The organism is Kribbella sp. NPDC058245 (assembly GCF_042882005.1).
Lineage (GTDB): Bacteria > Actinomycetota > Actinomycetes > Propionibacteriales > Kribbellaceae > Kribbella.
Genome location: NZ_JBHVWY010000002.1, coordinates 115,371 through 134,677, shown reverse-complemented (window position 1 = coordinate 134,677; position 19,307 = coordinate 115,371). Strand labels below are relative to the sequence as shown.

The 19,307-nt window shown below is 68.7% G+C and carries 17 protein-coding genes; 8 read left to right on the top strand and 9 right to left on the bottom strand.

Annotation, left to right across the window (positions count from 1 at the left end; translation table 11 throughout):
* The first annotated feature begins 24 nt into the window (after nt 1-24).
* Nucleotides 25-372 carry a VOC family protein gene (locus ACFVWG_RS04135; RefSeq protein ID WP_391541657.1) on the top strand — a complete coding sequence of 116 codons (348 nt, stop codon included), beginning with the start codon at nt 25-27 and terminating at the stop codon, nt 370-372.
* A 56-nt stretch (nt 373-428) separates the two neighbouring features.
* Here the strand turns inward: ACFVWG_RS04135 and ACFVWG_RS04130 are convergent, their stop codons facing one another.
* The 4 genes from ACFVWG_RS04130 to ACFVWG_RS04115 all read right to left on the bottom strand — a co-directional run bounded on the left by ACFVWG_RS04130 (nt 429) and on the right by ACFVWG_RS04115 (nt 8,948).
* The gene (locus tag ACFVWG_RS04130; protein ID WP_391541656.1) at nt 429-2,402 is read right to left on the bottom strand and encodes an AAA family ATPase; all 1,974 of its coding nucleotides are present in this window, start codon (nt 2,400-2,402) and stop codon (nt 429-431) included.
* Nucleotides 2,403-4,343: 1,941 nt separating this feature from the next.
* Nucleotides 4,344-4,760, bottom strand: a complete 417-nt coding sequence (msrB, locus tag ACFVWG_RS04125; RefSeq protein WP_391541655.1) for a peptide-methionine (R)-S-oxide reductase MsrB — start codon at nt 4,758-4,760, stop codon at nt 4,344-4,346.
* A 65-nt stretch (nt 4,761-4,825) separates the two neighbouring features.
* Complete coding sequence (locus tag ACFVWG_RS04120; RefSeq protein ID WP_391541653.1) at nt 4,826-7,216, bottom strand: lamin tail domain-containing protein; 2,391 nt, start codon at nt 7,214-7,216, stop codon at nt 4,826-4,828.
* A 136-nt stretch (nt 7,217-7,352) separates the two neighbouring features.
* A complete protein-coding gene (locus ACFVWG_RS04115) occupies nt 7,353-8,948 on the bottom strand; it encodes a M4 family metallopeptidase (protein ID WP_391541652.1) in 1,596 nt (531 codons plus the stop codon).
* 160 nt (nt 8,949-9,108) lie between these two features.
* On the opposite strand from ACFVWG_RS04115, the gene ligD reads away from it, so the two are divergent.
* Nucleotides 9,109-10,170 (top strand): non-homologous end-joining DNA ligase, encoded by a 1,062-nt coding sequence (gene ligD / locus ACFVWG_RS04110; protein ID WP_391541651.1) that lies wholly within the window; start codon nt 9,109-9,111, stop codon nt 10,168-10,170.
* Here ligD and ACFVWG_RS04105 read toward each other — a convergent pair.
* From ACFVWG_RS04105 to ACFVWG_RS04095, 3 genes are all read right to left on the bottom strand, one after another.
* On the bottom strand, nt 10,167-10,565 hold the full coding sequence (locus tag ACFVWG_RS04105) for a hypothetical protein (protein WP_391541650.1): 399 nt from the start codon (nt 10,563-10,565) through the stop codon (nt 10,167-10,169). The two genes, ligD and ACFVWG_RS04105, sit on opposite strands and share 4 nt — an antisense overlap.
* A gap of 100 nt (nt 10,566-10,665) precedes the next feature.
* On the bottom strand, nt 10,666-11,421 hold the full coding sequence (locus ACFVWG_RS04100) for an SDR family oxidoreductase (protein WP_391541649.1): 756 nt from the start codon (nt 11,419-11,421) through the stop codon (nt 10,666-10,668).
* Between the two features lie 71 nt (nt 11,422-11,492).
* Nucleotides 11,493-12,275 (bottom strand): SURF1 family protein, encoded by a 783-nt coding sequence (locus ACFVWG_RS04095; protein ID WP_391541648.1) that lies wholly within the window; start codon nt 12,273-12,275, stop codon nt 11,493-11,495.
* 57 nt (nt 12,276-12,332) lie between these two features.
* Here ACFVWG_RS04095 and moaA point away from each other — a divergent pair, with 57 nt between their 5' ends.
* Nucleotides 12,333-13,352, top strand: coding sequence for a GTP 3',8-cyclase MoaA (moaA, locus tag ACFVWG_RS04090; protein WP_391541647.1), 1,020 nt, complete (start codon nt 12,333-12,335; stop codon nt 13,350-13,352).
* Nucleotides 13,353-13,372: 20 nt separating this feature from the next.
* On the opposite strand, the gene ACFVWG_RS04085 is transcribed toward moaA, so the two are convergent.
* Nucleotides 13,373-13,570 carry a hypothetical protein gene (locus ACFVWG_RS04085; RefSeq protein ID WP_391541646.1) on the bottom strand — a complete coding sequence of 66 codons (198 nt, stop codon included), beginning with the start codon at nt 13,568-13,570 and terminating at the stop codon, nt 13,373-13,375.
* A 183-nt stretch (nt 13,571-13,753) separates the two neighbouring features.
* Nucleotides 13,754-14,113, bottom strand: a complete 360-nt coding sequence (locus tag ACFVWG_RS04080) for a DUF3099 domain-containing protein (protein ID WP_391541645.1) — start codon at nt 14,111-14,113, stop codon at nt 13,754-13,756.
* Nucleotides 14,114-14,162: 49 nt separating this feature from the next.
* Between ACFVWG_RS04080 and ACFVWG_RS04075 the strand changes: the two genes are divergently transcribed.
* The 5 genes from ACFVWG_RS04075 to ACFVWG_RS04055 all read left to right on the top strand — a co-directional run bounded on the left by ACFVWG_RS04075 (nt 14,163) and on the right by ACFVWG_RS04055 (nt 18,654).
* Entirely contained in the window at nt 14,163-14,375 is a 213-nt protein-coding gene (locus ACFVWG_RS04075; protein ID WP_391541644.1) for a dodecin, read from the top strand.
* Nucleotides 14,376-14,553: 178 nt separating this feature from the next.
* On the top strand, nt 14,554-15,258 hold the full coding sequence (gene fabG / locus ACFVWG_RS04070; protein WP_391541643.1) for a 3-oxoacyl-[acyl-carrier-protein] reductase: 705 nt from the start codon (nt 14,554-14,556) through the stop codon (nt 15,256-15,258).
* Nucleotides 15,259-15,293: 35 nt separating this feature from the next.
* Nucleotides 15,294-16,064 (top strand): enoyl-ACP reductase FabI, encoded by a 771-nt coding sequence (fabI, locus tag ACFVWG_RS04065; RefSeq protein WP_391541642.1) that lies wholly within the window; start codon nt 15,294-15,296, stop codon nt 16,062-16,064.
* Nucleotides 16,064-17,752 carry a Mur ligase family protein gene (locus tag ACFVWG_RS04060; RefSeq protein ID WP_391541641.1) on the top strand — a complete coding sequence of 563 codons (1,689 nt, stop codon included), beginning with the start codon at nt 16,064-16,066 and terminating at the stop codon, nt 17,750-17,752. The genes fabI and ACFVWG_RS04060 overlap by 1 nt, the downstream gene beginning before the upstream one ends.
* A 38-nt stretch (nt 17,753-17,790) precedes the next feature.
* Nucleotides 17,791-18,654 (top strand): hypothetical protein, encoded by an 864-nt coding sequence (locus ACFVWG_RS04055; protein WP_391541640.1) that lies wholly within the window; start codon nt 17,791-17,793, stop codon nt 18,652-18,654.
* Nucleotides 18,655-19,307: the final 653 nt, after the last annotated feature.

Below are 19,307 nucleotides of genomic sequence, written 5' to 3'. Positions count from 1 at the left end.
CGCAAGGCGTTCCCGGTGCTCTACGTGAGCAACGTGCAGAAGTCCGTCGAGTTCTACGCCCTGCTCGGCTACGAGATGACATACCAGTTCCCGCTGGAGGGCGACCCGCACTACGTCGGCCTGGAGCGCGGCGACTCCTCACTGGGGATCGCCGACTCCAACTGGCCGGAGGCGCAGCTCGGCATCACCGTCGGTACGGCGCCCCGCTTCGAGCTGTTCGTGTACGTCGACGACGTCGAGGCCGAGGTGGCTGTCTTCCGCGCGGCCGGTCATCCCGTCCTTCAGGAGCCGGCCACCATGCCCTGGGGCGAACGCCAGGCGTACCTCGCCGACCCCGAAGGCAACCCGGTCGCCCTCGCCACCCCCATCTGATCGCTAACGTCCGAAAACACGCCGACGACCCCCGCGCGCCCTTCGGACGCTAGGGATTATGTGCCGGGCTTCTGGAAGAGGTAGTCCTCGGCGCGCATGGACATCGGCGGGCGGACGTCTTCGGGGAGGAGCTCGCGGAGGTCCTTCTCGGTGAGGGCGTCGGGGTCGCGCGTCGACAACCGCGTGGCCTGGTTGGAGATCGCCTCTTCGAGGACGTTGCGGATGAAACGGCCGTTGCCGAAGTTGTGGCCTCGCGGCGACGGCGGAATGATCGACCGGACCACGTCCAGGACGTCGTCGCTGTACGTCATGCCCTTGTACCGGGCCTGCAGCTGGAAGATCTCGACCAGCTGGTTGGTGTCGTACTCGGCGAACGACAGCAGCTTCGGGAACCGTGACGCCAGACCGGTGTTGGACTCCATGAACCGCTGCATCTCCCGGTGGTACCCGGCGACGATCACGATGCAGTCGTTGCGGTGGTCCTCCATCAGCTTCAGGATCGTCGCGATGGCCTCGAGCCCGTAGTCACCCGGGCTGTTCTCCGGGACGAGCGTGTACGCCTCGTCGACGAACAGCACGCCGCCGATCGCCTCGCGGAACTTCTCCGCGGTCATCGGCGCCGTCGTACCGGTGCTGGATCCGACCAGGTCGGACCGGTCGACCTCGACCACGTGACCCTTCTCCAGTACGCCGAGCTGGTGGTAGATGCGGCTCAACAGTCGCGCGATCGTCGTCTTCGCCGTACCGGGCTTGCCGACGAACACCATGTGCCGAGCGCGCTCGTGGCTGGGCAGACCGAGCTCCTGGCGACGCAGGTTGGTCTTCACCTCGGCCACCATCTTGCGGACCGAGTCCTTCACCGACTCCAGCCCGACCAGCGAGTCGAGCTCAGCCAGCGGATCGTTGGTGAAGTCGACCGGTCCCAGCTCGACCGGCTTCTGCTCCTTGGGCGTGCCCTGGACGTTGTCCCAGGCCGACGAGAGCGAGGTCTCCTTCTGCTCCACCGCCGCCGTCGGTCGGCGATCCCGATCGAGCAGCCGGAACAACGCATCCAGATCGGGGATCAGCGGATCCGGCCACGGCGCGTCCCCGAGCGCACCGGACAGGTGCACGGAGACCCGCGTCGCCGCCGCAGCCCAGGCTCGGGCGGCAGCGCGCTGATCATGCCGTACGGCGCGCGCCAGCCACTCGGTGTTCGTATTCAGCCATGCCTGAGGGCGGAAGCCGGTCCGTGCTGACGCGAAAGCCTTCTCGACGTCGTGAGCCGCCGGACCGAGGATCTGCGCCACTCCCGGCGGAAGGTTGGTGAGCCGGCCGGCCAGGATCATCCCGGCCATCAGCTGGGCGAAGTCACCGGCGTCCTCGTCCGGAATCGTCATCAGCAGCTTGGCGTGCGCGTCCCGCAGCGAGTTCAGCGAGTACTTGAGCGCAGCGTTCGGACCGGCCAACTCCGGCAGTACGGCGAGTTCAGCGGCCGTGAGCGCGGTCGTGCGCCAGTACTGGACGATCGTCGGGTAGTCGGCCGTCATATGGATGTGGATCGCCTCGCGGTCGGCGAGGACCCGGTCGAACGCGGCCGTCAACGCCTTCGCGCGGGCAGCAAGCGGGGGAGCGTCGACGAACATCGCAACGACGTCGCGCGACACCTCGACCGCATGCTTGCGGCCCTGCTCGCGGAAGCCCTGCGCACCCGCGAGCACCTGCAGCGGCCAGTCGGTCGCCGCGACCCGGACGATGTGCCCGGCACCACCGATCTGGTACGGCGAACGCTGGAACTCACGCGTCAGCACCGCACCGAGATCGGCATGATCGCCATGCAGAACCGGGATCCACCCGGCCAGCAGCGGAGCCACCTGAGCGGTGAACCAGACGCCGGCCGGCGTCCCCTTCGCGAACCCCGCGAAGGCGTCGGGACGCAGCGGCCGCAAGGACCGCTGGTCCTGGCCCCAGCCGTGCATCCTCTGCCGGACGGCCGTCACCCAAGCCCCCGGCACCTCCCATGACTGCTCAGCACCCAGGACATCCAGCACCGTTGCAGTCTATGGGACCGCCGGTCACGAACCGCCCCGCAGCGTCCCAGTGCGCGCCGGCCCAGCGTGCGCCGGCCCAGCGCGTCAGCCGAGTCACCTTCCGATGCCTGATCCCCGGCGCCCCGAGCATCTCGCCATCCGGTGCCCAACCCCCCAACCGCCTCCGAGACAATCGCGTCCTCCCCCAAACCGCTTCCGGGACAACGCCTCCTCCCCAAACCGGTTTGGGGAGGAAAGCCACCCGCCTCGAGCGAGTTCGGGGAGGATTCGGGACGGATCCGGGGGGTGGATCCTCCCCGATCCCTCCTGGCCCCGCCACTGAACCCACCGTGCTCGCGAGCGGGTGAACCCCTCCGCGGGACGCGCCTCCCGCCCCGCGCATTTCAGGGGATATCCGTTCAAGCAACCGGTGCCGGAAGGCCCAGCAAAAGGGCGCTGACCCTTCTCCCCTCAAATGGGGTTCTCCTGCTCGATGTGTGGGTTACCCGGCGTTGCCGGGGCTGCGGCCGCTGCGGCGCATGAGTTGGATCTGCCGGCTACGTACACACCGACTGTTACTACGCCTACCAGCCGCCCCTTTTCGGCGCCTCCGTCACGCTGCAGCACGCCCGCTCCGTCCGCCTACTAACAGTCGGTCTGTACAGCCCGATCACCAAAGCGCCCTATTTTCGCGGACTCAACGCCCGTCACCCCAAGCAACCGCGAACCCGCCGGCGTCGTTCCCAGATCGCAACCACAACCCGCCGGCCCGCCAGCCGGCCGGCCGGCCAGCAACGGTGAACCCGCGAGGCTTCTTTTCCGACCGCAACCAAAGCCCGTCAGCCCTAGGCAACGGTGAGCGCGGTCACCGGCCGAACCATCCCCCGCAGCCACCGCATTGCCCAGCCACCCCGTCTTTTGATCGGCCGACGCCAAGCTCAGCCACAGCGCGACGTGGCCGGCCGAGTCGCTCACCTGGCCCGCCGCGCGACCCGACCGCCTCCGGCGGTCGACTGAAAGCTTCGCGCGCGCCAAGCAGATGGCTGAGGGGGATGGTGCGGTCGGCGACCGAGGTGCACGTTGCCTGGGGCTGACGGGCTGTGGCTGAGGTACGTGATGCCCGGAGCTTGCGCTATCGGTGAGTTTTTCGGGTCCAGGCGACGAAAACTCACCGACGACCGCCCCGTCAACCGCGCGCACTCCCACCCCGCGAAACCCACGATCGCCGGACCGCCACCCCCAACCCCGTAAGCCACCTTGTGCACCCCTCGACCACGTGACGCCGGTCGGAGTGGTTGGGCCGTGCTCAAGGTCGGGTGGGCGGGTCACTTTGTGCACCCCTCGACCACGTGACGCTGGTCGGAGTGGTTGGGCCGTGCTCAAGGTCGGGTGGGCGGGTCACTTTGTGCACCCCTCGACCACGTGACGCCGGTCGGAGTGGTTGGGGCGTGCTCAAGGTCGGGGGGCGGGGTCACTTTGTGCACCCCTCGACCACGTGACGCCGGTCGGAGTGGTTCGGCCGTGCTCAAGGTCGGGTGGGCGGGTCACTTTGTGCACCCCTCGACCACGTGACGCCGGTCGGAGTGGTTGGGCCGTGCTCAAGGTCGGGTGGGCGGGTCACTTTGTGCACCCCTCAACCACGTGACGCCGGCCGAAGTGGTTGGGCCGTGCTCAAGGTCGGTGGCGGGGCACTCGATGAGGAGAGAACCAGCAACTTGAGGGGATGACCCGTGAAAGTGCCCCTTCTCCCGTCAAATTTCGGGGGGAGAAGGGGCAACCTCAGGGGTTATCCGTTCAAATTGCCGGTACGCCGGTACGCCGGTACGCCGGTACGCCGGTACGCCGGTACGCCGGGCGGTGAGGGGCGGGCGGTGGGTACGTCGGTACGCCGGTACGGCGGGCGGTGAGGGCCGGGCGGTGGGGACGCCGGGTAGAGGCCGCGGCTGATCCGCGGGAACTGGGCTACTCCGGCTGCAGGCTCAGGCTGACGCTGTTGATGCAGTACCGCTGGTCGGTCGGGGTGCCGTAGCCCTCGCCCTCGAACACGTGGCCCAGGTGCGAGCCGCAGTTCGCACAGCGCACCTCGACCCGCTTCATGCCGAGCGTGGTGTCGGTGATGTAGTCGACCCGGTCCTCGGCCAGCGGCGCGAAGAACGACGGCCAGCCGCAGTGCGAGTCGAACTTGGTCTCGCTCCGGAACAACTCGGCGTCACAGGCCCGGCACTTGTAGACACCGACGGTCTTGGTGTCGGTGTACTCACCGGTGAACGGACGTTCGGTCCCGGCCTTGCGCAGCACCTGGAACTCGGCGGGGGACAGCTGCGCCTTCCACTCCGCGTCAGACTTCTGTACGGCGTACTGCTTGGTCGAATCAGTCACTTCACCAGTATCGGTGGTCCGGGCAAGAAAACCCCGCCCAGACCACCGACGTAAGGCTCACGCAATCAGTGGATCCACGAAGGCAGTGGAATGACGCGCACCACCTGCGGGTCGTGGTCACTGATCTGGTCCGGGAACTCCGCGTTCATGTGCACCACGTCGTACGACGAGGCCGGCCGGAGGTTCTGAGAGATCAGGATCTGGTCGAGGATCTGGCTGTTGCCCTCGAACACGTAGCTGTAGCGCTCCGGCAGCGGCAGCGTCCGGGGCATGTCGATCAGCGCGGTCTTGCCCGCGCCGACCAGGATGTTCGTGGTCTCGGAGAAGTCGAAGTCGTTCAGGTCACCGAGCACGATCACGTTCGCGCCCGGGTCCTTGGCGAACAGCTGGTCGACGAACCCACGGACCGCCTGCGCCTGCTGGTGCCGCTTGGGCGCGGACGACTGGACCGGCGGCTGGGTCCGGCCCCACAGCGGCGTGTCGCCGCCCTTGGAGCTGAAGTGGTTGACCACCACGAACAGGCTCTGGCCGAGCCAGGTGAACTCGCCCGCCAGCGGCACGCGGGTCGCGGCCCAGGCCGGGTTGGCCGGGTCGACGCGGCCGGGGGAGGCGCTCAGGTGCGGCCGGCCGAACCGGTCGGTGGTGATCGTGGTCGCGACGGTCGAACCGCCGCCCGCGCGGTCGACGAACTTGACCGGCCGGTCGGTGCGGTACAGGAACGCGACCCGGATGTTGCCGCCCGGCTCGCCACCCTCGGCGTTGTTCACCGGGTCGATCTGGCGGTAGGCGTACTTCGGTCCGCCGGCCTTCACGATCGCCGCGGTCAGCAGGTCGAGCGTGACGTTGGCGGCCGTCGTACCGGAGTTGGTCGCACCGTCGTTGTCCTGGACCTCTTCGAGCCCGATGATGTCGGGCGACGCGAGGTTCTTGACCACGGCCTGGCCGAGTCCGTCGAACTTGGCCTCACCGTCGGACGGGTCCAGGTTCTCCACGTTGAACGTCGCGACCGAGACCTGCAGCAGCGAGGACGCCTTGGTGGCTTCCCGCTTCACCCCACCGTCGACGACGGTCGGCGTGGTGGTCGGCAGCAGCTTGAAGTTGCCGAACGCGTAGTCGACGACACCGGCAACCGTCCCGGCGAGCTTGTCACCGGTCTTGGCGTCCGGGATCGGGACCAGCAGGTCGTCGAGCAGGATCCGCTCGGGGTTGCTGTCGGTCGGCTGCAGCAGGATGCCGCCGCGGACGGTCCGCAGACCAGAGCCGGCCGGTACGACGGACAGCTCGCGGAAGGAGCTCGTCGGGCCGGTCACCTCCGGCGTGTTGATGCCGGTCCACATGCCCTCGAGCGACTCCCAGAAGTCCAGGCCGTCCTCCGCGGGGTCGAACGTGCCGGTGGTCTCGACGTCTCCGGACGAGTCGTTGTCGATCACGGTGGCCGGCGGTACGCGCCCGCCCGGGCCGACGATGGTCGGAGCCGGTACGGCGGCCGTTCCGGTGACCGTGATCTTCGCCTGGGTCAGCTCGGTCGTGGTGAGGTTCGTGACCCCACCCGAGCCGCCCGGCCGGAACTCGGAGACGGTGCCCGCCACGTTCAGCGCGTCGCCGACGTTGACGGTCGGCGCGGAGCTGGTGAAGACGAACAGGCCCTCACTGGTCGCCGGGTTGTCGTCCGGCTCGGTGTCCTGGAACCAGAAACCGTTGCCGCTCTTCGCGATCACGACACCGGTCACGTTCCGGACCGGCTTGCCGTTCAGCGGCGAGAGGTGAGCGGCGCCCTGGATGTCGTGGATCTTGGCGTCGATCGGGTCCGGCGGCGGCGGGGTGTTGGTGAGCACCTTCGGCGACGGAGCGACCTCGGCGAACTCGGTGCCGTTGTTGTCGGCGTCCGTGGTCGGCACCTTGCGGGTGGCCGACGTGGTGTTCGACGTCCCCGGCGCGGCGGAGGTCTCGAAGTCGTTGGCGGCGCCGTACCCGACGAAGTCGATCACGCCGGGCGCAGTGGCGCAGCCGGTCGTGCAGCTCAGGCTGGTGGCCGTCTTGACCAGTGCGACCTTGCCGGAGGCGGCGGACATGTTCACAGTGCCGGTGGCGTCCGGCGTCGGCAGCGGCTGCCCGTTGGCGCCGCCGGATGCGCCCTGCGCGAGGTACACCGCGCCAGGGGCGATCGAGCCGGTCAGAGTGATCTTGTTGGTCCACGAGGTGCCGGCTGCGGAGGCGTACTGGACCGTCCAGCCGGTCAGGTCGACCGGGGACGCGCTGTTGTTGGTCAGCTCGACGAAATCGTTCGTGTACGGCGCACCGCTGTTGCCGCCACCGCCGTACACCTCGGTGATGACGACCGAGGTGGACGCGGCGCCCGCCGGTACGGCGCTGAAGACAGCCGCTCCGGAGGCGATGAGTGTGGAACTGATGACCAGAGCGCCCAGGCGGCGTCGTGGTCGGCTGTGGGCAGACATGTCGCGGATTCTCACACCCGGACCGGTCTGCGCCAAGGTCCAATTGGTGAACAGCTGGTTGTTGCCCATGAGGGCACGGGGGATCATTCGCCGGTCCTGCCCGCCCCAGTGGGACAGGACCGGCGAATTCACCGCATTAGTTGACGCTCACCGCGGTCCAGGCTGCGGCCACAGCGGCCCGCTCGGGGCTGCTGGCGCCGTACAGGTCGGTGGCGGCGCTCAGCGTCGCGGTCCGGGCCTGGGCGTAGCTCGTGCTGGTCGTCATGTAGACGGTCAGCGCGCGGTACCAGATCTTGCCGAGCTTGTCGTGACCGATGCCGTTCAGCGTCGAGTTGTTGCAGGTCGTGCCGTTGTGTGGGAGACCGCCGATGGTCTTCGGGCCGGTGCCCTCGGCGAGCAGGTACGCGAAGTGGTTCGCGACGCCGCTGGAGTAATGGACGTCGAGGTTGCCGACACCGGACGACCAGCAGTCGGCGGACTTGCCGTCCTTGCTCGGCTGGTCCATGAAGCGCAGCGCGACGCGGTCCTTCATGATCCGCTCACCGATGTAGTAGTCGCCCGGGTCGGCGGCCTTGTTCGAGTAGAACTCGACGAGCGTGCCCATGATGTCGCTGGTGGCCTCGTTCAGGCCGCCGGACTCACCCGAGTAGGTGAGGTTCGCGGTGGCGGAGGTGACGCCGTGGGACATCTCGTGACCGGCCACGTCGATCGAGACCAGCGGACCGGCTGCGACGTTGTCGCCGTCGCCGTACGTCATCTGCTTGCCGTCCCAGAAGGCGTTGACGTAGTTCGAGCCGTAGTGCACGCGGCTCGGGACACCCTTGCCGTCGTTGAAGATGCCGTTCCGGCCGTGGGTGTTCTTGTAGTAGTCGAACGTCGTCGCAGCGCCGTAGTGGGCGTCGACAGCGGCGCTGGCGCGGTCGGCCGTCGTACCGGTGCCCCAGTGGTTGTCGGCGTCGGTGTACTTGGTCGGCACGATGCAGCTGATGCCGAACAGCGTGCACAGGATCGACTCGGTCTTGTTGTTCGCATCCCCGGTGAAGCCGCCGCCACGGACGGGGTCGGTCAGCGTGAAGCCACCGGTCGCCGGCGTGGTGTCGAGCGGCACGGTGCCGGAGTACAGGCTCTGGCCGTCACCGGTCGCGGTCTCGATGTGCTGCTCGCTGATCAGCTTGGCGCCGGTCAGCGCGTCCACCGTGGTGGTGATGTGGCTCGGCGTCCCGTCGGCCTGGGTGCCGGTCGTGGTGACCAGGTAGGCCAGCCGCGGCGCGCCCTTACGGGCCTCGATCACCAGAGCGGGCTTGCCCTCGGCCTTGAGACCCTTGCCGAGCGCCTTGCTGGTCGCGGTCGCGACGCTGACCTTGGGGGTCCGGCCGACGTTCGCGCTGCGGGTCAGCGTCTGGCTGATGCCCTGCCAGGCGCCCTGGACGCCCTGGTGGACGACCACGTCGCCACCGAGGACCTTGAGGCCGCCGATGCTGCGGTCCATCCGGACGTGGGTGGCGCCGTCCTTGTCGACGATCACATCCCGTACGGCGAACGCGTCGGCGCCCGTCGCCTTGAGGGCGGCGAGGTGGTCGCCGAGAGCGGCCTTGGCCTGGGCGACGGCGGCGGCCGGCGTGGGGACGGGGGCTGCCGTGGGCGCACCGGTGGCGGTGGTGGCCGACGTCAGCCCGAGGGCGGTGGTGGTCGCAACTGCGGTGGCAGCGGCGAACAGGGCGGATCTGTTCATCCTCGCGCTCCTTGGTCAGCGTCCCGGGGGCCTCACGCCCCAGGAACGAGGGTGCTGAGACGTTACCGCCCAGTTACTGGCCGTGGCCAGGGGTTGCGAAAACTTGTCTTTCCGCCGAATCTTCGACGTTTCGTCGGTGCCGGGCGGTAGCGTCGCGGCCATGGCGGCGACCAAGGCGATCGAGCTCGAGATCGGTGGGCGGCAGGTCCGGGTGAGCAACCCCGACAAGCCGTACTTCGCGGATCGCGGGCTGACCAAGCTCGACATCGTGAACTACTTCGTCGCGGTCGGCGACGGCATCCTGGGCGCGCTCCGGGACCGGCCGACCACGCTGGAGCGCTGGCCGGGCGGCTGGTTCGAGGGCGCCAAACTCTCCACCCGGGCGGACAACCGCGGCGACGCGTTCTACCAGAAGCGGGTGGCCAAGGGCGCGCCCGAGTGGGTGGAGACCGCGACCATCAAGTTCCCGAGCGGCCGGCCCGCCGACGAGGTCTGCCCGACCGAGCTCGCGGTGGTCGCGTGGGCGGTCAACCTCGGCACGCTGACCTTCCATCCTTGGCCGGTACGGCGTCCGAACGTCGACAACCCCGATCAATTGCGGATCGACCTCGACCCGCAACCGGGGACGGACTTCAAGAGCGCGGTCGCGGTGGCCCCGGCGCTGCGCGAGCTGCTCGCCGAGCACGGCCTGGAGGGCTTCCCGAAGACCTCGGGCGGCCGCGGTCTGCACGTCTACGTGCCGATCGAGCCGCGCTGGGACTTCATCCAGGCCCGGCGGGCGGTGATCGCGCTCGGCCGCGAGCTGTCCAAACGGCTGCCCGACCAGGTCACGGTCAACTGGTGGAAGGAGGAGCGCGGCGAACGCATCTTCATCGACTACAACCAGATGGCCCGCGACCGCACCATCGCCTCGGCGTACTCGGTCCGGCCGAACGAGCGAGCCCGCGTCTCCGCGCCACTGCGCTGGGAGGAGCTCGAGGACGTCGTACCGAACGACTTCGACGTGCTCACGATGCCGGCCCGGTTCGCCGAGGTCGGTGACCTGCACGCCGCGGTCGGCGAGCAGGCCTTCTCCCTCGACTCATTGCTGGAGCTGTCGGCCAAGCACGAGCGTGACCACGGCGAGGCCGACCTGCCCTATCCGCCGGAGTACCCGAAGATGCCCGGCGAGCCCAAGCGCGTGCAGCCCTCAAAAGACCGCGACCGCCCGAAGGACGATTAGGCGGTGCCGTCCTTGTACACCGGGTGGTAGTCGGTGTCGCCGTTGACCTTCACGACCCAGACGCGGACCTTGGTTCCCTCAGGAATGTTGCCGCTGGCCCAGCCCGAGCAGTAGTCGGCGGGGTGACCGCGGGTGCTGACCTTGCGGTCGATGTCGCCGTCGCGGCCGATGTCCAGCCGAACCTCGATTCCCCACCCGTCCGCCTTCATGTCGCACGCCTGGATCGAGTCCCCCGGTTCGCCGTCGTCGCCCGGGTCCTCCTGCCAGGACCCCCAGCCGCCTCCCTCGTAGGCGCCGTAGCTGAACGACGCGGCGTTCGCGACGCCGCTCGTGGTGACCACCAACGCAAGGGTGCCAAGCAGTACGCCGGCCGTCCGGATCTTGGTTCGTCGCATGGATCAGTTCCTCCCAGGGGGCGAATGAGGCTGTTAAAAGATAACAGCGCCCCTGTGATCTGTGCGAGTAAATACCGGGAACTGATGAGAAGATCGCGTCTTACAGTGAGCGGAGGGCGCCGCCGTCGATCGGGATGATGGCGCCGGTCAGGTAGGACGCGGCGGGGGAGAGTACGAAGGCGGCAACCCGGCCGAACTCGTCAGGGTCGCCGTACCGGCGGAGCGGGATGGTGCGCTCGGCGCTGCGGCGGGCCACCTCGGGGTCGCCGCCCTTGCCGTCGAGCTCCTTGAGCCGGTCGGTCGCGATCCGGCCGGGGAGCAGGCCGTTGACGCGGACGCCGTTCGGGCCGAGCTCGTCGGCCAGGGTCTTCGCGACCATGGCCAGGCCGGGGCGCAGGCCGTTGGAGATGGCCAGGCCCGGGATCGGGGCCTTGACCGAGGTGGACAGGACGAACGCGATCGAGGTGCCGTCCGAGCCGGCCCGGGCGACCGACTTGGCGATCCGCAGGCCGCCGAGGAAGACGCTGTTGAAGGCCGCCGTCCAGTCGGCCTCGTCGGAGTCCAGTACCGTGCCGGGCTTCGGGCCACCGACGCTGATCAGGGCGCCGTGCAGCGCACCCCACTTCGCGATCGCGGTGGCGGCCAGCCGCTCGGCGCTCTCCGGGTCGGCGTTGTCGACCGGGATGCCGACCACGTTCTCACCGAGCTCGGCGGCGGCCCGGGCGATGTTCTCCTCGCTCCGGCTGGAGATGACGAGCCGGGCTCCGTCGGCGGCCAAAGCCTTCGCGGTAGCGAAGCCGAGGCCGGTGCTGGCACCGGTGACGATATAGATGCGGTCGCGCAGTCCAAGGTCCACGGCACCATCCTGCCTCACCGTTGCCAGGTCTGCATCTCGAAGTTCGTGGCCGTCGGCAAGCGTTCGTTTGGTTAGTCCCGTCCGACGGCGGGTTCCGGTACGTCGTTGCGCTCGGCAACAACTTCGCCGGCGGCGTTGGTGGCCGGCCGGCGGGTGAAGTAGATCAGGCCGCCGACCGCGAGCAGCGCGAACATGAACCACTGCAGGGCGTAGAAGAAGTGCGGCCCGTTGTCGATCTCCGGCCCGGGGAACTTCCCGAACGCGGGGTCGTTGGCCGGGACCTGGCTGTCGACGGTGACATAACCGTCGTACAGGTCCAGACCAAGAGCCTTGGCGTACTCGGGCCCGTTGATCAGCCGCGCCGTCCCGTTGTCCGGCGTACCGCCGTTGGTGTGCCCACCGCGTTCGCTGCGCTGCAGCCGGCCGGTGATCGTCACCTCACCAGCCGGTACGGCGGGAACGTTGCCCGGGGCGAGTTCGGCGCCCTGGCGGGCCAGGAACCCGCGGTCGATCAGCACACCCTTGCCGTCAGGGAGGATCAGCGGCGTGATGATTTCGAATCCGGGCCGATCGTTGACGTTCCGATAGCGCAGAACTATCTGCTTCGAGGCGTCGAAGCGGCCGGTGAGGACCGCGGTGCGCCACGCATGCTGGTCGCCGACCACGGCCTGCGGACCGACGATCTGGTCGATCGGGGCCGGCGGCGCAGCGAGATTCGACCGGGTGACCTCGTTGCGGGCCTCGCGGTCATGCAGCCGATGCAGTTGCCAGCGGCCGAGCTGAATGCACACCGTGGCCAGGACCAGGATCGTCAGCGCGGCGCCGAGCCATCGGACGTTCATCAATCGACGCACGTCTCGAACTTAAGCCATGCCCCATAACTCTCAACGCCCGGCACGTACTCTGGGCGGGTGACCGCGACCGAAGAGGTGACTCAGGCAGGACTGGCCGACACGTACGGCCGGATCGCCACGGATCTCAGGGTCTCGCTCACGGACCGCTGCAACCTGCGCTGCACCTACTGCATGCCGGAAGAGGGGCTCGACTGGCTGGCCAAGCCGGAGCTGCTCACCGACGACGAGATCGTCCGCCTGGTGGGGATCGCAGTCACTCAGCTCGGCGTCCACGAGATCCGGTTCACCGGCGGTGAGCCACTCCTGCGCCGCGGCCTGGTCGGCATCATCGACCGTACGACGGCGCTCACGCCGCGGCCCGAGGTGTCTTTGACCACGAATGGCATCGGTCTGGCCCGGCAGGCGGTCGCGCTGAAGGCGGCCGGTCTGGATCGGGTGAATGTGAGTCTCGACACCATTCGCCCGGACACCTTCGAGCAACTCACCCGGCGGGACCGCCTGAAGGACGTGCTGGCCGGGATGGCCGCCGCTCAGGAGGCCGGCCTGTCGCCGGTCAAGGTGAACGCCGTACTGATGCGTGGAATCAACGACAGCCACGCTCCGGAGCTCCTGCAGTTCTGCCTGGACCACGGCTACGAGCTGCGGTTCATCGAGCAGATGCCACTGGATGCGCAGCACGGCTGGGACCGCGCCACGATGGTGACGGCGGACGAGATCCTCGAGCGGCTCGGTGAGCAGTTCGGTCTGGAGCCGACGGACGCGGCGGCCCGGGGGAGTGCGCCGGCCGAGATCTTCAGCGTCCGCGGTGGGGAGCAGACGGTCGGGATCATCGCGTCCGTCACCCGGCCGTTCTGTGGTGACTGCGACCGGGTGCGGCTGACGGCTGACGGTCAGGTGCGCGACTGCTTGTTCGCCCGGACCGAATCGGATCTGCGGACCGCATTGCGCGCCGGCGCCGATGACGCGGAACTCGCGGATCGCTGGCGGCGGGCGATGTGGAAGAAACTCCCCGGCCACGGGATCAACGATCCTGCGTTCCTGCAACCCGCGCGGCCGATGTCGGCCATCGGCGGTTAATCGGGAAATGCAGTTTTTCGCTAAGCCTTGGTGAATGGTTCGACGTCGCGAAGGAATCCGCGGCGGTCGAGGAAGTCCGACAAGGACGCCTTGTGCTCGTCACACGCCAGCCAGGTCTTCCGCCGGTCCGGGGTGTGGATCTTCGGGTTGTTCCACAGCACGGCCCAGGTGGCGGCGTTGCCGCAGCCCTTGGCCGAGCAGATCTCGGGCATTGCCATTCCTGATCCCTCAATTATCAATAGCTTGGGGTAAATCGTCCCAGGCACAAATGAAGCGACGTCGGACAGCCACGGGGGGAGCCGTCCGACGCCGCATCAAGAGGCTGAATTCCAACAGTGAACTTCAGCGCACGCGGGAGATTCTGACACGGAACCCGGCGAACTTTCCAGTCCCGGCACAGATCACTTTTCGGTGTCGGTCCGTCGCACTGGTTCTTCGTCGGGTTCGACCCGGATCACGGGGCCCGGTGAGGCCTCCAGCGAGGGCCGCTCGGGAGCGACGTACGGGGTGCCGCCGTCCTGCGTCGCGGTCTTCGCGACGTTGGCCAGCACGACCGCGAAGTACGGCAGGAACACCGCACCGACGACGAACAGCCAGCGCCACGGCGACGGGGTGAACACGGCCAGCACGAAACACGCGACCCGCAGCGCCATCATCGCGGCGTACCGGATGATGCGGCTGTCCAGGTCCTCGGAACGGCCGGGCTGGGCACTGGTCACCGAAATGACCGTTTCGCCGGGGCGTTCACGACGTTTGGACATCTATCCTCCTCACCATCAACCACGGTACGCCGCTACGGAAGGAAGCCTGATGACGGATCGCACTTACCGGGTCACGGAGCTCGTCGGTACGTCGAAGGAGGGGGTGGACGAGGCGATCACGAACGCGATCAGCCGGGCCGGGGAGACCCTGCGGCACCTGGACTGGTTCGAGGTGACCCAGATCCGCGGGCACATCGTCGACAACCAGATCGACCACTACCAGGTCGGACTGAAGGTCGGTTTCCGGCTCGAAGACTCCTGACGGTCCCCCTTTCGCTGGCTAGGCACCCGCGTCGGGGGTTCCGCACTCTGGTTCACGGTGCGGAACCCCCAATATGGGTGCCTAGCCAGGCAAATGCGGGGCGGGTGACCCGGGGGAGTGGGGGCGGGGGCGCGGGCGATAGCGTTCGGCTACGACTGGCGACGTGTGAGGAGTTCTTGTGGGCAGGTCTGTATTGGTGACCGGTGGCAACCGGGGGATCGGGCTGGCGATCGCTACTGCGTTCAAGGAAGCCGGTGACCAGGTCGCCGTCACCTACAACAGCAGCCCGCCGCCCGAGGGGTTCCTCGGCGTCAAGTGCGACATCACCGACCAGGAGCAGGTCGACGCCGCGTTCGACACCATCCAGGAGCAGCAGGGTCCGGTCGAGGTGCTGGTGGCCAACGCCGGCATCACCCGCGACACGCTGCTGCTGCGGATGTCCGACGACGACTGGGACTCGGTCATCGACACCAACCTCACGGGGTCGTTCCGGGTCGCGCGGCGGGCGGCCAAGGGCATGTTGCGGCTGCGCAAGGGCCGGATCGTCTTCATCTCCTCGGTCGTCGGTCTGCTCGGCCAGGCCGGTCAGGTGAACTACGCGGCCAGCAAGTCCGGTCTGGTCGGGATGGCGCGCTCGATCGCGCGGGAGCTCGGCAGCCGCGGCATCACCGCGAACGTGGTCGCCCCCGGTTTCGTCGAGACCGACATGACCGCCGTACTGCCGGAAGAGACCTCCAAGCAGTACCTGAGCCAGATCCCGCTCGGCCGCTTCGGGCTGACCGAGGAGATCGCGTACGCGGTCCGCTGGCTTGCCTCCGAAGAGGCCGGGTACATCACCGGAGCGGTGATCCCGGTCGACGGCGGCATCGGTATGGGCAACTAGCCAACAACCTCTCTGCGAACGAAAGGGGGAAGCCGGTGGGCATCCTCGACGGCAAACGGATCCTGGTCGCCGGGGTCACACTGGACTCCTCGATCGGCTTCGCCACGGCCAAGGTGGCGCAGGAACAAGGCGCCACGGTCCTGATCTCGAACTTCGGCCGCGCGCTCAGCATCACCAAGCGGATCGCGAAGCGGCTCCCGGTCGAACCGCCGGTGCTCGAACTGGACGTGACGAACGCCGATCACCTGGCCGCGCTGCCGGACGCCGTACGGGAGCATGTCGACGGCCTGGACGGCGTCGTGCACTCGATCGCGTACGGGAACCCGGAGACGATCCTCGGTGGCAAGTTCCTCGAGGGCCCCTGGGAGGACGTGGCCCAGGCGGTGCACGTCTCGGCGTACTCGCTGAAGTCGCTCGCGACCACCTGCGCGCCGCTGATGCCGCGCGGGAGCAGTGTCGTCGGGATGACGTTCGACGCGACCGTGGCCTGGCCGGGCTACGACTGGATGGGCGTGGCCAAGGCTGCCCTCGAGTCGACCAGCCGGTACCTGGCCCGCGACCTCGGTGCGCAGGGCATCCGCTGCAACCTGGTCTCGGCCGGCCCGCTCAAGACCCTGGCCGCGAAGGCGATCCCGGGCTTCGAGAAGTTCGAGGAGCCCTGGCTGGAGCGCGCCCCGCTCGGCTGGGACCCGACCGATCTCGAACCCACCGGCAGGACCATCGTTGCCCTGCTCAGTGACTTCTTCCCCTCCACCACCGGCGAGATCATTCACGTCGACGGCGGCTACCACGCGATGGGAGCGTAGTGCCCACGACCTCTTTGGTTGAGCTCCGTGTCCTGGACGGCGCCAACCTCTACTTCAGCCGCGCGGCGGTCAAGCTCACGCTCGACGTGACCGCGTTGGTGGACGCCCCGGCGCCGGCCGCGAAGGCGTATGCGCAGGCCGTTGGCCTGGGCGCGACCCGGCCGGGCCGGATCGGTTCCGGGTTCCGGCAGCGGTTCGCGATCCGCGTGACCGGTCACGTCGTACGGCGGATCGCGCGCGAGGCCGGCATCGGCCGGATCGGCGTTCGGGTCCGGCCCGAGTCCGACAACCACCGGCTGGTCGTGGCCTTCCCCTGGGCCCACGAACAGCGGGCGCGCGCTCTCGCGGCTGCGATCGTCGAGGTGCTGGACGCGTTCGGTGCCGAACACTTGCCTGAGCTGATGGCGTCGGTCGGCGAGCGCGTGCGCAACGAGCCGCCCGGCAACGTGCCGCCGACCATCCGGCCCAAGGTGCCGGTCGTCGCGGTCACCGGGACCAACGGCAAGACCACGACCTCGCGGATGATCGCGCACATCGGTCGCGCGGCCGGGCTGCACGTCGGCTGGTCGAGCACCGACGGCGTCTACTTCGACGGCGAGCTCGTCAAGTACGGCGACTTCTCCGGTCCGAGCGGTGCTGGACAGGTGCTGTCCCAGCCGGGCATCCAGCTGGCCGTCACCGAGACCGCGCGCGGTGGAATCCTGCGCCGCGGCGTCGGTGTCGTGTCGAACGACGTCTCGGTCGTCACCAACGTCACCGCGGACCACCTCGGCCTGGGCGGGATCGACACCGTCGACCAGCTCGCCGAGGTGAAGGCGGTCATCACGCACATCACCCGCCCGCGCGGCTGGTGTGTAGTGAACGGCGACGACCCGCGGACCTTCGCGATGCGGCTCGGTTCACCGGCCAAGTGCTGGGTGTTCTCCCGCGATCCCGACTCGCCGTCGATCCGTTCTGTCCTCGACGAGGGCGGCCGGGCGACCACGATCCTCGACGGCTTCATCACGGTGCTCGATCAGGCGACCGACCCGGAGCCGCTGCTCAAGGTGGTCGACGTACCGATGACGTTGTCCGGCCTGTCGCACTACAACGTGGAGAACGCGCTCGCGGCCGCCTCGGCGGCACTCGGGCTCGGGCTGCCGCGGGCCGCGGTGATCGAAGGGCTGAGCTCGTTCGCGCCGAACGAGAACAACCCGGGCCGGATGAACATGTACTCGCTGCGCGGCTTCACCGTGGTGATCGACCTCGCGCACAACGAGGCCGGTCTGGAAGCCCTGCTCGAGATCATGAACGGCGTGCGTCACGAGGGCGGCCGGTTGCTGCTCGCCCTCGGCTCGCCGGGTGACCGGGCCGACGACATGGTTTCCGCCCTCGGCGCGATCGGTGCCCGAGGCGCCGACCTGGTCGCGATCGGGCACAAGAGTGAGTACCTGCGCGGCCGGCCGCCGTCCGAGCTGGAGGCCGTCTTCCGCGAAGGAGCCGCGTCGGTCGGCGTCGACGACGTACCGGCCTTCCCGACCGAGCTGGAGGCGGCGCAGTCCCTGGTCGCCCAGGCGCAGCCGGGTGACGTGGTCGCCGTGATGTCTCTGCAGGATCGGGCGAGTCTTGACGGCTGGTTGCGGTCCGAGGGAGCTACCGTCGACACAGCGGAAGACTTGAAGAACAAGGTCGAGAGAGCCCAGCACTAACCCCGTCCGCCTCGGTTGGGGTGGGAACGGGGATGTGAATGCGCTACCTGTGGTCGATCCCGGCTGCTGTTGTCGCCTGGTTCGTGGGTGGCTTCTCCGCCGCGTACCTGAAGGGTCTGCCGGGCGGTGCGACGCTGTTCGTACCGCCCCGGCTGGATCTGTTGCTCCTCGGCGGATTCGCCGGGGGAGTGCTGGCCGGTCTGCTGGTCGCCCGCGTGCGCGCCGCCGTACCGGTCGTCCTGATCGTTGCCGCGGGCGCATGGTGGCTGAGCGGGAACCCTTGGGATGAACGTGGTCTGCTGATCTCGTTGCTGGCGGCAAGTGCCGTCGGCGCCGTCTTCGGTGCCCTGGGCACCAGAAGCTCGGTGGTTGCCGCCTTCGCCCTCGCCCTCCCGATCGCCTGGTACGCGCTGCGTCCGGCCGGCCAACTGGCCGACTTCAGTTGGCTCTGGCAGCTGAACGGACTCCTCGTCGGCGCCGGGCTGGCCCTGCTCCTGTACGGCGCCTGCTGGCTGCGCGGGTGGCGTTCGGCGTACTTCTGGGTGCCGCTCACGGCTTGGTACCTCGCGTCGTTCGGAGTGGTCGCCGCGATCCAGGCCGTCGACCGCGCACCGGCCGCACAGAACCTGAACGCAACGGTCGACGCCGCCATGAAGGCGTTCTTCAACTCCTTCGAGCCGATCCTGCGCGAGTACGGCGCCTGGCTCGTCGTCGCCGTCCTGCTCGCGGTCCCGATGGTCGCGCTGAAGCTGCGCGCGCTGCCCCCGGTCCCGCCGCCGCCCGACCCGTACGCCGACCGCACCAACGACGCCGTACTGGGCGACGACCTCGACTGGGTCGACCGCGAAGAGCCGCGCCGCCGTCTGCTCTCGCGTCGCAACACGCCGGAACGCGCTCTCTAGCTGAGGCCCCCTCGACCGCCCCACCCACCCTCACCGCCGGTCGAGTCGCCCCACCCACCCTGACCGCCGGCCGAGTCGCCCCACCCACCCTGACCGCCGGCCGAGTCGCCCCACCCACCCTGACCGCCGGCCGAGTCGCCCCACCCACCCTCACCGCCGGCCGAGTCGTCCCTCCCATCCTCACCGCCCCACCCCGGCGCATTTCAACGGATATCCCTCCAACTGGCCCCTTCTCTGCTCAAATTTTGAGGGGAGAAGGAGCAACCTCAGGGGGTATCCGTCCAAATTCCGGGCGTGGACGGGACGGGGCCGCCACGGATGCGGGTCGCGTGGGCCGAGCACCTGCCCGTACGGCGCCAACCGACCTCACCACCGCCGGTACGCCGCCGAGCGATCTCACGCCCGCCGGTACGGCGCCCCCGCGACCTGGTGCCCGGCCGCTCGGTATCTGGCCGCTGGGCGAACCCTCTAGGTGGAGGGATATCCCCTCAGTTGGGGGGTTGCCCAATGAAAATCCGAGGGGGCAACCCTCTAGGTGGAGGGATATCCCCTCAGTTGGGGGGTTGCCCAATGAAAATCCGAGGGGGCAACCCTCTAGGTGGAGGGATATCCCCTCAGTTGGGGGGTTGCCCAATGAAAATCCGAGGGGGCAA

Coding starts and splice junctions, on each gene's coding strand:
- ACFVWG_RS04120 (WP_391541653.1), bottom strand. CDS start 7,216: ATGTCTGCCCACAGCCGACCACGACGCCGCCTGGGCGCTCTGGTCATC.
- ACFVWG_RS04115 (WP_391541652.1), bottom strand. CDS start 8,948: ATGAACAGATCCGCCCTGTTCGCCGCTGCCACCGCAGTTGCGACCACC.
- ACFVWG_RS04055 (WP_391541640.1), top strand. CDS start 17,791: ATGCGCTACCTGTGGTCGATCCCGGCTGCTGTTGTCGCCTGGTTCGTG.
- ACFVWG_RS04080 (WP_391541645.1), bottom strand. CDS start 14,113: ATGTCCAAACGTCGTGAACGCCCCGGCGAAACGGTCATTTCGGTGACC.
- ACFVWG_RS04105 (WP_391541650.1), bottom strand. CDS start 10,565: ATGCGACGAACCAAGATCCGGACGGCCGGCGTACTGCTTGGCACCCTT.
- ACFVWG_RS04075 (WP_391541644.1), top strand. CDS start 14,163: ATGACGGATCGCACTTACCGGGTCACGGAGCTCGTCGGTACGTCGAAG.
- ligD (WP_391541651.1), top strand. CDS start 9,109: ATGGCGGCGACCAAGGCGATCGAGCTCGAGATCGGTGGGCGGCAGGTC.
- ACFVWG_RS04085 (WP_391541646.1), bottom strand. CDS start 13,570: ATGGCAATGCCCGAGATCTGCTCGGCCAAGGGCTGCGGCAACGCCGCC.